We start from the raw sequence: 14,808 nt of genomic DNA on the forward strand, positions 1-14,808 counted from the left end.
ATTTTAAAAGTAGAATGCAAAAATACGTTTTAACTTCTTTTTTATTTAATGATATTTATCATTCACGAAATAATTACCCAATTAACTGTGTAAACAAATCCTGATTATCATTTAAATATTGAAACTCAAAACCAAATTCGGTCATTTTCATTTTGATCGACATAATATCTTTTTTGTTTTTCAATTCTAATCCTACAACAACAGAACCTACTTCTCGGCTGTTTTTCTTAGCAAACTGAAAATAAGTAATATCGTCATCTGGGCCTAAAATGTTATTTACAAATTCTTTCAAAGCTCCTGGACGCTGCGGAAACTGAATCATAAAATAGTGCATTAAACCTTCATAAAGTAGAGAACGTTCTTTTATTTCGGCCGTTCTTTCGATGTCGTTATTACTGCCGCTTACGATGCACACTACATTTTTGCCTTTTATTTTTTCCTTATAAAAATCCAAAGCAGCAATGGTCAAAGCACCAGCAGGTTCAACGACCATTGCTTCTTCATTGTACAAACGTAAAATTGTCGTGCAGACTTTTCCTTCGGGAACCAAAATAATGTCTTCTAGATTATAACGGCAGATTTCAAAAGTTTTATCTCCGACTTGTTTTACTGCAGCGCCATCAACAAATTTATCGATCGTTTTTAAAGCCGTATTTTTATTTTCTTCAATTGAAGTTTTCATCGAAGGAGCACCTTTTGGCTCAACGCCTATTATCTTAGTATGAGGACTTAAATGTCTAAAAACCTCAGATAATCCAGACGCCAGTCCGCCGCCGCCAATTGGAACAAAAACATAATCGATTGGTTCTTTAAAACTTTCCAGAATTTCTAATCCAACTGTTCCTTGTCCGGCAATTACTTTTTCATCATCAAACGGATGAATAAAAGTTTTATGATTTTTGATGGCATCTGCGGTTGCCGAAGCATACGCATCATCAAAAGTATCGCCCGTTAAAACAATTTCAACAAAAGATTTTCCGAATAATTGAACTTGTTTTACTTTTTGTTTTGGAGTAGTTTTTGGCATATAAATTTTGCCTTTTATGTGCAGCAGATTGCAGGAATAGGCAACCCCCTGCGCGTGATTTCCAGCACTCGCACAAACAATTCCGTTTGCTTTTTCTTTTTCGTTTAACGAAGAAATCTTGTTATAAGCGCCTCTAATTTTATACGACCGGACAATTTGTAAATCTTCTCTTTTTAATAAAATAGTAGCATCAAATTCGTCTGAAAGATTTAAATTTTGGGTTAGAGGTGTAGCGGCAACCACATCTTCGAGCTGCTTTTTTGCATTAAGTACTTCGTTAAATAGATTCATGTTGTTTGTTTTTGCTGCCACGAATTACACCAATTTTCACTAATTTTAGTTTAAGTTAAAAAAATAATTCGTGCTAATTCGTGTAATTCGTGGCTATTTTTTAGTTTTTCTAAATAAAAAAACCTCCCGATGTGGGAGGTTCTTATAAATTATATTTTACTTATTTATATAACACTCCGCCATTACTGCTCAATTGCAATAATACTAATAATAGCGATCATAATGTTATTAAAATTTTTCATTTTTCTTTGTTGAAAAACAAATGTATTAATTATTTTTTGAAGAAGTCAATAACTATTTTAACTTTTTCTAAAAAACTGAAAACTGCCACTGTATACTACTTTTTAACCGGCGGATATTGAGCTAAAATTTTATTTACAAATTCAGCTACTTTTTGATCTTTCTTGTCAATGTTTCTGGTTAGAGTTCCTTGACCTTCACCTTGCCAGATCATTTCTTTCTTTTTTGCGTCGATTAAATCGATGTAAAGCGTTCCTTCTGTAGAAGTAGAAACCATTGTTTGGTTACCGCCATACATCATCCACGGATTCCAACCCCAGCCCCAGCCATAACCCCAGCCAGCACTAAATTGGTTTACATTTACCTGTTCTCTTGATTTGGTAAAAATATTTACCAATAAATCGGGATTTTCACTTTTAGTCAGACCTTTCGCCTGCATTTCTGCATCAATTGCGTGCAGGATACGTCTTTTATCCAAATCAGAAATTTCTACTTTGTCAATTCCGGGCTTAAAGAAAGCATAAGTCTTGTAAGGCGCAAAATCGACCGTTTTGTCGTAATCAGAATATACAGTAACACTGCTGCAGGATGAAAGAATCAACAGCAGTAAAATCGGAATTAACTTGAATGTTTTCATATTATTAGAAATTTAATGTTCTTGTTTGTAATTAGTTTATCCTAAAAAACAACTTAATTTTTCTGTCATCCTGAGCGAAGTCGAAGCCCCATACGTTTTCGTTAGCCTTCGACTTCGCTCAGGATGACAATTTATTTTATTATAAAATCCTTTAACTAAAGCAGACTTTCATCTACAATATTAGGTAAAGTTACTTTTAATAATGGCTCAACTTCCATTGCTCTTTTTATGGCAAAAACAGCACCCTCATTTCGAGCCCAGCTTCGTCTTGAAATTCCGTTATTAACATCCCAGAAAAGCATTGATGCTAAACGCTTTGAAGCTTCTTTAGAACCATCAAGAACCATACCAAATCCGCCGTTTATAACCTCTCCCCAGCCAACGCCGCCGCCATTATGAATAGAAACCCAGGTTGCTCCTCTAAAACTGTCGCCAATTACGTTTTGAATAGCCATATCGGCTGTGAAACGAGATCCGTCGTAAATATTGGAAGTTTCTCTGTAAGGCGAATCTGTTCCAGAAACGTCATGATGATCACGGCCTAAAACAACCGCTCCAATTTCGCCTTTTGCAATGGCTTGGTTAAATGCTTCTGCAATTTTAACTCGTCCTTCTGCATCGGCATAAAGAATTCTGGCTTGAGAACCAACCACCAATTTGTTCTCCTGCGCACCTTTAATCCATTTAATGTTATCCTGCATTTGCTGCTGGATTTCATTTGGAGCAGTTTTAGACATTTCTTCTAAAACCTGACTCGCAATCAAATCTGTTTTTTGTAAATCTTCTGGATTTCCAGACGTGCAAACCCATCTAAAAGGACCAAAACCGTAATCGAAACACATTGGTCCCATGATGTCCTGAACATAGCTAGGGTATTTAAAATCGATATTATTCTCCGCCATTACATCAGCTCCTGCACGTGAAGCTTCCAATAAAAAGGCATTTCCGTAATCAAAAAAGTACGTTCCTTTTGCAGTATGTTTGTTAATTGCTTTGGCTTGACGGCGTAAAGATTCCTGCACTTTTTCTTTAAATAATTCAGGATTGTTGGCCATCATTTCGTTGGCTTCTTCAAACGAAATTCCAGCTGGATAATAACCTCCCGCCCACGGATTATGTAATGAAGTCTGGTCTGAACCCAAATCAATTTTGATGTTTTCTTTATCGAAACATTCCCAAACATCAACCACATTTCCTAAATAAGCAATCGAAACTACTTCTTTATTGGCTTTCGCCGAATTGACTCTCTTAACCAATTCTTCTGTCGAAGTTACGATTTCATTAATCCAGCCTTGTTCATGACGAATTTTAGTGATTTTCGGATTTACTTCGGCGCAGACCGTAATACAACCTGCAATATTTCCTGCTTTTGGCTGAGCGCCAGACATGCCGCCCAGTCCTGAAGTTACAAAAAGATTTCCTTCAGGATTTAATTTTATTTTTCTGAAACCATTCAAAACCGTAATCGTAGTTCCGTGTACAATTCCCTGCGGGCCAATATACATATAACTTCCCGCCGTCATTTGTCCGTATTGTGAAACGCCCAAAGCATTCATTTTTTCCCAATCGTCAGGTTTGGAGTAATTCGGTATAACCATTCCGTTAGTTACCACAACTCTTGGTGCTTCTTTATGCGAAGGAAATAATCCCATCGGATGTCCTGAATACATCGTTAAAGTCTGCTCATCCGTCATTTCAGACAAATACTGCATCGTCAATAAATATTGTGCCCAGTTTTGAAAAACAGCTCCGTTTCCGCCGTACGTAATCAATTCATGAGGATGCTGCGCCACGGCATAATCCAAATTGTTCTGGATCATGTGCATAATCGCTTTTGCCTGTAATGATTTTCCTGGATATTCGTCAATTGGTCTTGCGTACATTCTGTAATCCGGACGTAAACGATACATATATATACGACCGTATTTTTCTAATTCTTCTGAAAATTCAGCAATTAATTCGGTATGATATTTTGGATCAAAATAGCGCAATGCATTTTTAAGAGCCAGTTTTTTTTCTTCTGCCGAAAGAATTTCTTTTCGTTTTGGCGCGTGATTAATCGCTAAATCGTACGCTGCCTTTGGAGGTAATATAGAGGGGATTCCCTGTTGTATTTGTTCTTTGAAAGTCATTTTTTTTATTTTAGATTTTAGATTGTTGATTTTAGATTTTTTTTCAATCCGAATAAATCAAACGTCTAAAATTATTGTATGTTTAAATTATGTCGCTCCGCTGGAGCTAAAATTCTGGATGCTAATTTTATTTCGAGACACACTTTTCTAAAGACATTTCACTCCTACGGAGTTTTTCTCAGCCTTGGAAAGGCGTCATATTTCTAGAAAGCAAAATCGTTCCGTTCAAAAGCTCCAACGGAGCGAAACATTCCGAATCCAATTGGATCTTAATTTTTAATTGGAATTTGGAATTTAAGAATTAGAATTTATCAATTATCAAATGCCACATTCTCTAATTAAAAAACTAAGGATAACGGATATCCGACCTATGATAGGATTTGTGGATCGTAATCCTAAATTTTCTTGAACGAATATCCATATATGATATTTTAGATTTTAGACTTAGATTGGAATTTGGAATTTAAAATTTGGAATTTAATTTAAGAATAAACCTCTTCATTAACACAAAATGGCATTTTTCTATTTTCAGAAAGTGCTATAATATTTTGTGCGGCACAAACTGCCATTCCGTTTCTAGCTTCGTATGTTGCAGAGCCAATGTGTGGCAAAACACAGCAATTTGGCAGCGATAATAATGGGTTGTCCTGCTTCATGGGTTCCGGATTGGTAACGTCAAGCCCAGCACCCCAGATTATATCATTAGTCAATGCATAATATAAATCGTCTTCATTATGGAACTTTCCTCTTGCAGTGTTGATGAAAATAGCATTGGGTTTCATCTTAGCAAAAGTTTCTTTATTAAAGAGTTCGTTGTTTTCTTCGGTATAATTAGAGTGAACGCTCAAAACATCACTTTGTGCAAGTAACGTTTCAAAATCTACATATTGAGCATCAAGTTCTTTTTCAGCATTTTCATTGTGGGAGCGGTTGTGGTAAATAATGTTCATTCCAAATGCGGCTTTACATTTTTGAGCCATTTCAAAACCAATTCTTCCCAAACCAAATATCCCTAATGTTTTTCCATAGAGTTCCTGCCCTAAATTGGCTAAGGCATTAAAAGTTCCCCATTCGCCGTTTATAATTCTTTTGTGATTATAAAATGACTTTCTGGCAACACTCTGCATCAATAAAAAAGCAGTATCTGATGTGGCTCTGTTTAAAACTTCAGGTGTATTTCCAACGGGGATTTTTCTACTATTGGCCGATGGAATATGAACAGAATCATATCCTACAGAAAATAAAGCGATCCCCTTTAAATTAGGACACTGCTCAAAAAAAGCTTCATCCAAATTACTGGAACCAACATTAAGAAGCGCATCATTTTCCTGACAGATTTTGATGAATTCCTCTCTTGATAAAACATTCTCTGTTGGATTTACGGTAAGATTGAAGCCTTTTTCCTGCAGTAGTAAAAGTCCAGCTTCTGGTATATTTTTAGTTATAAAAATGTTCATTTTGTATTGTTTTTGACCTATTGGATAATTTGTAAAAAAAATTAAACACATAGAAATATAGATTTTTAATGCTTTAAAAGATTGCAAAAAGGAAACTAGTTTCTCTCACATACTATCTTTGTTTTGACGAGTGAAACGTCTTCTACATTTCTATTGTCTATATTTCTATGTGTTAAAAAAATTATGCAATATGTATGTTTACAATGGTTTGTTTATTCGCCCTGTTTTTTTATCATATCCGTACGGGCAGTGACGGCAGCCGCTTTTACAGCAATATCCTCTTTTTAAGTGGTGTTTTTCGGTAAAGCATTTATAACCTTCGGGTGTATAATAAAAATCTTCGCCCTCGATTAATTTATTTTCATTACTTTGCTCTTTCATAAAACTGCTTTCGGTCGTATTTTTATTTCTTAAAAATCAAAAATAAGTATTTGATTATGATTTTAGTGAAATCTAATAATTTTATATCTACAAATTTATAAATTTTACAGCCAATGTTTCTGATTGTTGCTAAATATTTAATTCCGAAAGGATATCGTGGAATGGCTGTATTTCCTTTTGTTTTAATGAAATATGATTTTGATAAATCGAACGGAACTTTTGTAAATCACGAAAAAATTCATTTAAAGCAACAAATAGAAATGCTGATTCTTCCTTTTTTTATTTGGTATTTTTTGGAGTATTTAATTCGGCTGCTACAATATAAAGATAAAAATCTGGCGTACCGAAATATTAGTTTTGAAAGAGAAGCGTACGCTAAAGAAACCGATTTGGATTATTTAAAAAACCGATCTTTTTTTCAGTTTCTGGATTACATCAAATTAAAATCAAATCAATTTTGAACCAACAAATTCATATCAATTTTCCGAATGCTGTTTCTTTGACGATTAAACGGGAAGATCTTATTCATCCGTTTGTTTCGGGAAATAAATTCCGAAAATTAAAATACAACTTACTTCAGGCGAAAGCCGAAAACAAAGAAACCTTACTGACTTTTGGCGGTGCATTTTCCAATCATATTGCTGCGGTGGCGTATGCGGGAAAAGAGCAGGGTTTTAAAACAATTGGAATAATTCGCGGAGATGAGCTTTTTGATAAAATAGAAGAAAACCCGACTTTGAAATTTGCTCAGGAAAACGGAATGCAATTTGAATTTGTTTCGAGAGAAGCATATCGTTTAAAAAGCGAAACTTCATTTTTAGAAAAGCTAAAAGACAAATTTGGCGATTTTTATTTAGTTCCTGAAGGCGGTACAAATGAACTCGCAGTAAAAGGCTGTGAAGAGATTTTGACCGATGAAGATGCCGACTTCAATTACGTTTGCTGTGCAGTTGGAACAGGCGGTACAATTTCTGGATTAATTAATAGTGCATTGCCAAATCAGAAAATTTTAGGGTTTCCAGCGTTAAAAGGTGACTTTTTAACCGATGAAATTCGTATTTTTGCAAAAAAAGATAACTGGAATTTAATTTCTGACTATCATTTTGGAGGTTATGGCAAGGTAAATTTGGAATTAATCGAATTTATTAATTCTTTTTTTGAAGAAACAAAAGTGCCCTTAGATCCAATTTATACAGGAAAGATGGTTTTTGGCGTTATAGATTTAATCAGCAAAAATTATTTTCCTGCAGATTCAAAAATTTTACTCATTCACACCGGCGGATTGCAGGGAATTAGCGGGATGAATATAAAATTGAGGCAGAAAAAATTACCAATACTAAAAACGAATGATTAAAAAAATTGTATTGCTCTTCACTATATTAGTTTTGGCAAGCTGTTCGTCTAGCAAACCAGCTATTGCAACAACTAGAAAAGCGGCGGCGGTTCAGAAACCGCGAGTGGCGGCGACTAAAAAAACTACTCCGGTTAAGCCAATTGGCAAAAATTACCCTTCTACAAACAATACAACCGAGGTTATTCAATCTACTTCAAAAACAGTTGTAACCAGCGATTTAATTAACAATTATGTTTTGCAATTTAAAGACATTGCAATGGGAAACATGAAGACATACGGAATTCCGGCGAGTATTATTTTAGCTCAGGGAATTTTGGAATCTGGTGCGGGAAGAGGAGATTTGGCTGTTGATGCTAATAATCATTTCGGAATTAAATGCCACAAAGAATGGCTGGGTGAAAGTGTTCGCCACGACGATGATTCTGCTCAGGAATGTTTTAGAAAATATCCGCAAGCTTCAGATTCTTATAGAGATCATGCTTTGTTTTTGGTTGGCAAAAAAAGATATGAGACTTTATTTACTTATGAAAAAGACGATTATAAATCTTGGGCAAAAGGATTGAGAGCGGCAGGTTATGCTACAGATCCTAAATATCCCGATAAGTTAATCAGCTATATTGAACGTTACAATCTGCATCAGTATGATTGTCTGGTTACGGGAAGAGATTATGCTCCGATCAATAAAACGGCTCCAACTAGAAGTTCTTCATCCGTTGCGAATTCAGATCCCAAAATAAATATGAATTCATACGATCCAAATTCATATGAAGTTCAAAAAGGAGATACACTATATTCCATTTCAAAAAAATTCAATTTATTGGTTGATGATTTAAAGCAAAAGAATAATTTAACCGATAATGCAATTTCAATTGGACAAAGGTTGAAAGTGAAATAAGTTTTCAGTCTCAGTGACAGTTTTCAGTTTTGAAAAAATTAATCTAAAATCCAAAATAAGTTTTCAGTTTTATAATCTAAAATCTATCCCGACGCTTCGGGACTAAAATCTAATATAAAAATGTTATATAAAAGAAGTAGTCAGCTTTTTGCTGCAGCAGAAAAAGTAATTCCAGGAGGCGTAAATTCACCCGTTAGAGCATTTAAGGCGGTTGGCGGAACTCCGATTTTTGTAAAAAGTGCCAAAGGGGCTTATTTATATGATGAAGACGGAAACAAATTAATAGATTACATCAACTCTTGGGGGCCAATGGTTTTGGGTCATGCTTATCAGCCTGTTGTTGATGCGGTAATCGAAAAAGCAAAATTGGGAACTTCATTTGGAATGCCGACTGAACTGGAGACAGAAATTGCAGCTTTAGCCGTTTCTATGGTTCCAAATATTGATAAAATTAGATTTGTAAATTCAGGTACAGAAGCTTGTATGAGCGCGATTCGTCTGGCTCGCGGATTTACAAAAAGAGATAAAATTATAAAATTTGCCGGCTGTTACCACGGACATTCTGATTCATTTTTGATTCAGGCGGGAAGTGGTGCTGTTACCTTCGGATCTCCAAATAGTCCAGGTGTTACAGAAGGAACTGCAAAAGATACTTTATTAGCAAAATACAATGATTTAGAGAATGTAAAAACTTTAATAGAAGCTAATAAAGGCGAAATCGCAGCAATTATTGTCGAAGCAGTTGCTGGAAATATGGGTTGTATTCCGCCTCAAAAAGGTTTCTTAGAAGGTTTAAGGGAATTGTGTACAGCAAACGGAATTTTATTGATTTTTGATGAGGTAATGACAGGTTTCCGTTTAGCTCGCGGAGGAGTTCAGGAATTGTATAATATCAATGCTGATATTGTAACTTTTGGAAAAGTAATTGGAGGAGGACTTCCAGTTGGTGCTTTTGCAGCCCGCGAAGAAATCATGAATTATTTAGCACCGCTTGGTCCGGTTTATCAAGCAGGAACATTATCTGGAAATCCGCTAGCGATGGCTGCCGGATTAGCAATGTTACAATCGTTGAATAATGATCGTGAAATTTTTACACGTTTAGAAGAAAAAACGGCATATTTAGAAGCAGGAATTGACAGGGTTTTAAAAGCAAATAATCTTGTTTTCACAATCAATAGAGTAGGTTCTATGATTTCTGTTCATTTTGATGCCAATCCAGTTGTAGATTTTCAAACGGCTGCAAAAGGAGATAACGAAACGTTTAAGAAATTCTTTCACGGATTATTGCAAGAAGGGATTTACATCGCCCCATCTGCTTATGAAACTTGGTTTATTACAGATGCTTTGACATACGAAGATTTAGATTTTACAATTAATGCTATTGATAAAGTTTCGAAAACATTCTAATCTAATAGAAAAATAAATTATAAAGGCTCACTTTTACTAAAGTTGAGCCTTTTTTATGCAAGAATTTTATTAGTTAATAAAAAGTTAATATGATTCGGTGTAGTTGTATAATTGTAAGTAAAATTTATTTTTGTTTGAGAATTAACCACTAAACCAACACTAAATGAAGAAATTTTTCATTTTATCTTTACTAGCCAGTTTTACGCTGTTTCCTTCCAAACAATTTGCCCAGAGTAAAAAGAAAAAAGATCAAAAAGAAGTTCCGGCACCTTTGCCAGAAAAGAAACCAGAAACTTCTATTAAGGATTACAATAAAGTAATTACTAAAGATGCTGTTTCAGACGACGGTCTTTTTACGGTTCATAAAGTCGATAAAAAATACTATTTCGAGATTCCGAATAAATATCTAAACAAAGACATGCTTTTGGTAAGCAGGCTTGCAAAACTGCCTTCTAATTTAGGAGGAGGTTATGTAAATGCAGGTTCTGAAACTAATGAGCAATTAATTATCTGGCAGCGTTTTCAGGATAAGATTCTCATCAAATCAAAATCATATAATGCAGTTGCCAATGATACACTGCCAATTAGTATTTCGGTAAAATCAAATAATTATGAGCCAACATTATATGCTTTTGATATTGTTGCTTTTAGCAAAGACTCAGCAAATACTGTTATTGATGTTACAAAATTTTACAATACAGATGTAAAAGCAATCAGTGGAATTTCAGCAGAAATGCGTGAAACTTATAAAGTAAAAGGACTGGATGATTCGAGAAGTTTTATTAATTCGATGAAAAGTTTTCCGATGAATATTGAAGTGGTTCAGGACTTTACATACAATGCATCGAAACCGTCAACGCTTGAACAATCAGAATCGATAAGTATTCAAATGAACCAATCGATGGTTTTACTGCCAGAAGTTCCAATGAAACCAAGGTTAGCAGATTCGCGTGTGGGATGGTTTACGGTGAGTCAATACGATTACGGAAGCAATGAATTAAAGTCTGACCTTAAAACTTATATTCGCCGTTGGAGATTGGAACCAAAAGATCCAGAAGCGTATAACAGAGGAGAATTGGTAGAGCCGATCAAACCAATTGTATATTATTTGGATCCTGCGACACCAGAAAAACTAAAAAAATATATTAAACAAGGAATTGAAGAGTGGCAAAAACCTTTTGAAACAGCTGGATTTAAGAATGCCATAATTGCAAAGGATGCGCCGACAAAAGAAGAAGATCCAGATTTCAGTCCAGAAGATATTCGCTACTCTGTAATTCGTTATGTAGCAAGTACGACACGAAATGCGGTTGGTCCAAGCGTTTCAGATCCTAGAACTGGAGAAATTATAGAAAGTGACGTTATTTGGTATCACAATCACTTGCGTTCTTATAGAAATAGATATTTACTAGAAACTGGTGCAGCAAATCCGTCAGCACGAACTTTGCAGACCAGTGATGAAGAAATGGGAGAAATGATGCGAATGGTAATTGCTCATGAGGTTGGACACGCATTAGGTTTTCCGCATAATATGGGAGCAAGTTGTGCATTTGATATTGAAAGCTATAGAAATGGTGATTTTACACAACAAAACGGAATTGCGGCAAGTATTATGGATTATGCGCGTTTCAATTACATTGCACAGCCTGGTGATAAAAATATTCGTTTTATCCGTAAAATGGGAGCTTACGATCATTATGCCTTAAATTGGGGATACAGAGTAATTCCAAACGTGAAATCTCCTGAAGCAGAAGTGCCAACGCTGGATAAATGGATACTAGACAAAGCAGGAAATCCAATTTATAAATTTGGAAAACAAAGCAGCTCTTTTGATCCAACATCGCAGACAGAAGATATTGGGAATAATTCGATGAAAGCGAGTTCCTATGCATTTAAAAATTTAGAATTTGTTGCAGTTCATTTAAACGAATGGACAAGCAGCGCGACCAATAATTATGAAGATTTAGAAGAATTATACAAAGAATTACTGGATTGCTGGAGCCGATATGTTGGGCATGTTGTAACAAATGTTGGAGGAGTTTATGAAAATTCCAAAAAGCCAAATCAGGCAGGAAGTGTTTACGAAGTAGTTGCAAAAGCAAAACAAATTGAAGCAATGAACTGGCTTCAGAAAAATGCTTTTGAATCTCCAACTTGGATTGTAAACGTAAAGACATTACAAAACACAGAATTTTCGGGTTATACAGAGAAGTTTAGAAATCTGCAGGTGAGACAGCTGAATAATTTAATGAGTTTAGGGAGAGTTGGAAGACTGATGGATAATGAAATCCTGAGCGGTGATAACTATAAAGCTTTAGATTTCTTTAAAGATCTTCGTAAAGGAATTTGGAAAGAATCAAGTTCAGCTGCAAATGTTACAGTATATCGCAGAAACTTACAGCGTGCCTACATTGACAGAATGGGCTATTTGATGACAGAAGAAATTAAACCAACTGATCGATCTACAGTTTATTACAATGTATCTCAATCTGATTTGAGAGCGCTGGTAAGAGGAGAATTGACAATGTTGAGAAAAACGCTCGCTGCCGGAAAAGCTGCAGCAGTTAATACAGAAACAAAATATCATTATGAAGATTGTATCAAAAGAATTGATTTGATATTGAATCCGATTAAATAGTAAAAACAAGAAAGAGGCTTTTAAGGCCTCTTTTTTTATGCAAGAATTAGATTTTTTCTTTTCTGTGCTCTTTCATTTTTTCTCTCGCTTTATCTTTTTTCTCTTCTTGCAAAGTTTTCCATTTTGTGTATTGGTCGGCTTTTAAGATCGATTTCATTTTAGCGTCGTTTGCTGCAACTTCGTCTTCCATTTGTTTTTTGAAAGCCGCTCTTTCTTCAGCAGTTGGCTTTGTATTACTGTCTTTTTTGTCTTTGCGAGCCTCTCTGAATTTTTCCGCTTTAGCACTTCTATCTGCCAATAATTGTTTTACTTGTGCTTGCTGATTAGCATCCAGACTCAATTCAGTTGTTAGTTTTGTTAACTGTTTTTCATTGCGCTGCTCAGGAGTTAATTTTTCTCTCTTTTGGCCGCCGTCTTGTGCAAAGCTTGCTACTCCAACAAATAACAAAGCTGCGATGATTAATTTTTTCATTTTTTAAGTTTTTTTAATTGTTTATAGGAATAAGACTTTTTTAAATTAATTAGGTTTAATTCGATTGTAAGAATTATAGTTTATTTAACAAAACGAATATTGGTTTGTTAAAATTACTTAACTTAGTATAAACTATACTAATCAACTTAAAATAGCGATGAATTATGAGTTTAGATAATGTATTAGGCATCAAAATAGCCTTTTTCTCTACCCAGCCTTACGACAAAGCATTCTTCAATAAATACAATTCTGACTTTGGTTTTGAATTGGATTTTTTTGAAACACAACTCAATCCGCAAACCGTTATTTTAATTGAAAAAGCTGAAATTGTCTGCGTCTTTGTAAACGATATTGTGAATGAAGCGGTAATCAAACAATTAGCAGAAAAGGAAGTAAAAATTATTGCACTGCGCTGTGCCGGTTTTAATAATGTCGATTTAGAAGCAGCGAAAAAATATAATTTAAAAGTCTGTCGTGTTCCTGCATATTCTCCTCAGGCCGTTGCAGAACATGCGATGGCAATGATTTTAACTTTAAACCGAAAAACACATAAAGCCTACAACAGAGTCCGCGAACAGAATTTCTCCCTAAACGGATTATTAGGTTTTGATCTATTCGGAAAAACAATTGGAATCATTGGAACAGGAAATATCGGGAAAGCTTTCGCAAAAATCGCTTTAGGTTTTGGCTGTAAAGTCTTAGCGTATGATATTGTTACAAATGAAGAAATGATAAAAGACGGCGTTTCTTTTGTGAGTTTAGAAGAGATTTTTAAATCGAGTGATATTATTTCGCTTCATTGTCCGCTAAATGCCCAAACAAAACATGTCATTAACAAAGATTCCATTGCTTTAATGAAAGACCACGTTATGATTATCAATACAAGTCGCGGCGGATTAATTGAAACAGCCTGCGTAATCGAAGGTTTAAAAGAAGGCAAAATAGGATATTTAGGAATCGATGTTTACGAACAGGAAGAAAAGCTGTTCTTTAGAGATTTATCTGCAGATATTATTCAAGATGATGCGATTCAGCGTTTAATGAGTTTTCCGAATGTCTTGGTTACAGCGCATCAGGCATTTTTCACCAATGAAGCTTTAACGCAGATTGCTTTGGTTACGTTTAATAATATAAAATCATTGCTTACGCAAAATGATATTGAAAACAAAGCTGCTTTATTAGTTTAAATAGATTTGAATTAAAAACATAATCTTAAGAATTAAAATAAAAGAAATTATGAAAAAGAAACTTTTAATAGTCTTGGGAATACTAACAATATATTCCTGTCAGAACAAAGAAAAAACGGATTATAAAAGTATCATTAAAACAATCGCCGAAGATACATTGTCAAAAACCGTTGCGGGTACTGCTGACGTAAGTGACGCGCCGGCAAAAGAAGATAAAGCAGTTGAAGTAATTCGAAAACAATTAAATGTTTTATTAGAGAAAGATCTGCCGGCAATGACAAAAGATGATCGGTTTTTCTATTATGAAGCTTTTGATTTGAATAATGATAAAAAAGACGAATACCTTGTCGGTTTTTCCAATCCGTATTTCTGCGGAAGCGGCGGCTGTTCGGGATATATTTTAAATAATGATGGAAGCGTAATAAATCGTTTTACCGTAACCAATTTTCCTATTTATGTAACCACTTCATCAACTGAAAAATTTTATGATCTTATTTTTGAAACTGGAGGGAAATTTCATCTCTTAAAAATGAAAGGTGGAAAATATCCTTCAAATCCTTCTGTTCAGGAAAAATGGAAAGGCGAGGTTCCGAAAGAAAGTACTAAGGTTTTAGATATTCAAGGAAAGAAATTAGAGAAGTATGCGTTTTAAAATATTCAAACCTGACCAGTTTTAAAACCGGTCGGGTT

13 protein-coding genes are annotated in these 14,808 nt (G+C 34.8%); 7 read left to right on the forward strand and 6 right to left on the reverse strand.

Annotated features, from left to right (window positions below; translation table 11 throughout):
- Positions 1-73: 73 nt before the first annotated feature.
- The 5 genes from ilvA to BSF42_RS19590 form a co-directional block, all read right to left on the reverse strand.
- Entirely contained in the window at positions 74-1,318 is a 1,245-nt protein-coding gene (gene ilvA / locus BSF42_RS19570) for a threonine ammonia-lyase IlvA (RefSeq protein WP_095954864.1), read from the reverse strand.
- Between the two features lie 337 nt (positions 1,319-1,655).
- The gene (locus tag BSF42_RS19575; RefSeq protein ID WP_095954795.1) at positions 1,656-2,195 is read right to left on the reverse strand and encodes a DUF4136 domain-containing protein; all 540 of its coding nucleotides are present in this window, start codon (positions 2,193-2,195) and stop codon (positions 1,656-1,658) included.
- Between the two features lie 155 nt (positions 2,196-2,350).
- Positions 2,351-4,327 (reverse strand): urocanate hydratase, encoded by a 1,977-nt coding sequence (locus BSF42_RS19580; RefSeq protein ID WP_095954796.1) that lies wholly within the window; start codon positions 4,325-4,327, stop codon positions 2,351-2,353.
- 482 nt (positions 4,328-4,809) lie between these two features.
- Positions 4,810-5,784 carry a D-glycerate dehydrogenase gene (locus BSF42_RS19585; protein ID WP_095954865.1) on the reverse strand — a complete coding sequence of 325 codons (975 nt, stop codon included), beginning with the start codon at positions 5,782-5,784 and terminating at the stop codon, positions 4,810-4,812.
- A 198-nt stretch (positions 5,785-5,982) separates the two neighbouring features.
- The gene (locus BSF42_RS19590) at positions 5,983-6,165 is read right to left on the reverse strand and encodes a DUF5522 domain-containing protein (protein ID WP_095954797.1); all 183 of its coding nucleotides are present in this window, start codon (positions 6,163-6,165) and stop codon (positions 5,983-5,985) included.
- Between the two features lie 113 nt (positions 6,166-6,278).
- Between BSF42_RS19590 and BSF42_RS19595 the strand changes: the two genes are divergently transcribed.
- The 5 genes from BSF42_RS19595 (at position 6,279) to BSF42_RS19615 (ending at position 12,459) form a co-directional block, all read left to right on the forward strand.
- Positions 6,279-6,626 (forward strand): hypothetical protein, encoded by a 348-nt coding sequence (locus tag BSF42_RS19595; RefSeq protein ID WP_095954798.1) that lies wholly within the window; start codon positions 6,279-6,281, stop codon positions 6,624-6,626.
- Positions 6,623-7,519: a 1-aminocyclopropane-1-carboxylate deaminase/D-cysteine desulfhydrase gene (locus BSF42_RS19600; RefSeq protein WP_253251128.1), complete on the forward strand. Its 897-nt coding sequence runs from the start codon at positions 6,623-6,625 to the stop codon at positions 7,517-7,519. The genes BSF42_RS19595 and BSF42_RS19600 overlap by 4 nt, the downstream gene beginning before the upstream one ends.
- Positions 7,512-8,414 (forward strand): glucosaminidase domain-containing protein, encoded by a 903-nt coding sequence (locus tag BSF42_RS19605; RefSeq protein ID WP_095954800.1) that lies wholly within the window; start codon positions 7,512-7,514, stop codon positions 8,412-8,414. Before BSF42_RS19600 ends, BSF42_RS19605 begins: the two co-directional genes overlap by 8 nt.
- Before the next feature lie 120 nt (positions 8,415-8,534).
- On the forward strand, positions 8,535-9,821 hold the full coding sequence (gene hemL, locus BSF42_RS19610; protein ID WP_095954801.1) for a glutamate-1-semialdehyde 2,1-aminomutase: 1,287 nt from the start codon (positions 8,535-8,537) through the stop codon (positions 9,819-9,821).
- Positions 9,822-9,984: 163 nt separating this feature from the next.
- Positions 9,985-12,459 carry a zinc-dependent metalloprotease gene (locus BSF42_RS19615; RefSeq protein ID WP_095954802.1) on the forward strand — a complete coding sequence of 825 codons (2,475 nt, stop codon included), beginning with the start codon at positions 9,985-9,987 and terminating at the stop codon, positions 12,457-12,459.
- Between the two features lie 46 nt (positions 12,460-12,505).
- Here BSF42_RS19615 and BSF42_RS19620 read toward each other — a convergent pair whose 3' ends face one another.
- The gene (locus tag BSF42_RS19620) at positions 12,506-12,931 is read right to left on the reverse strand and encodes a hypothetical protein (protein ID WP_095954803.1); all 426 of its coding nucleotides are present in this window, start codon (positions 12,929-12,931) and stop codon (positions 12,506-12,508) included.
- 164 nt (positions 12,932-13,095) lie between these two features.
- On the opposite strand from BSF42_RS19620, the gene BSF42_RS19625 reads away from it, so the two are divergent.
- Together BSF42_RS19625 and BSF42_RS19630 are read left to right on the forward strand one after the other, a co-directional pair.
- Positions 13,096-14,118, forward strand: a complete 1,023-nt coding sequence (locus BSF42_RS19625) for a 2-hydroxyacid dehydrogenase (protein ID WP_305775242.1) — start codon at positions 13,096-13,098, stop codon at positions 14,116-14,118.
- A gap of 49 nt (positions 14,119-14,167) precedes the next feature.
- A complete protein-coding gene (locus tag BSF42_RS19630; RefSeq protein WP_095954804.1) occupies positions 14,168-14,770 on the forward strand; it encodes a hypothetical protein in 603 nt (200 codons plus the stop codon).
- Positions 14,771-14,808 lie beyond the last annotated feature (38 nt).

Origin of the sequence: Flavobacterium sp. ACN6, assembly GCF_002304005.1 — a bacterium.
Classification (GTDB): Bacteria; Bacteroidota; Bacteroidia; order Flavobacteriales; family Flavobacteriaceae; genus Flavobacterium.

Coding starts and splice junctions, on each gene's coding strand:
- BSF42_RS19575 (WP_095954795.1), bottom strand. CDS start 2,195: ATGAAAACATTCAAGTTAATTCCGATTTTACTGCTGTTGATTCTTTCA.
- BSF42_RS19590 (WP_095954797.1), bottom strand. CDS start 6,165: ATGAAAGAGCAAAGTAATGAAAATAAATTAATCGAGGGCGAAGATTTT.
- BSF42_RS19585 (WP_095954865.1), bottom strand. CDS start 5,784: ATGAACATTTTTATAACTAAAAATATACCAGAAGCTGGACTTTTACTA.
- BSF42_RS19615 (WP_095954802.1), top strand. CDS start 9,985: ATGAAGAAATTTTTCATTTTATCTTTACTAGCCAGTTTTACGCTGTTT.
- BSF42_RS19595 (WP_095954798.1), top strand. CDS start 6,279: ATGTTTCTGATTGTTGCTAAATATTTAATTCCGAAAGGATATCGTGGA.
- BSF42_RS19605 (WP_095954800.1), top strand. CDS start 7,512: ATGATTAAAAAAATTGTATTGCTCTTCACTATATTAGTTTTGGCAAGC.
- ilvA (WP_095954864.1), bottom strand. CDS start 1,318: ATGAATCTATTTAACGAAGTACTTAATGCAAAAAAGCAGCTCGAAGAT.
- BSF42_RS19630 (WP_095954804.1), top strand. CDS start 14,168: ATGAAAAAGAAACTTTTAATAGTCTTGGGAATACTAACAATATATTCC.
- hemL (WP_095954801.1), top strand. CDS start 8,535: ATGTTATATAAAAGAAGTAGTCAGCTTTTTGCTGCAGCAGAAAAAGTA.
- BSF42_RS19625 (WP_305775242.1), top strand. CDS start 13,096: ATGAGTTTAGATAATGTATTAGGCATCAAAATAGCCTTTTTCTCTACC.
- BSF42_RS19580 (WP_095954796.1), bottom strand. CDS start 4,327: ATGACTTTCAAAGAACAAATACAACAGGGAATCCCCTCTATATTACCT.
- BSF42_RS19620 (WP_095954803.1), bottom strand. CDS start 12,931: ATGAAAAAATTAATCATCGCAGCTTTGTTATTTGTTGGAGTAGCAAGC.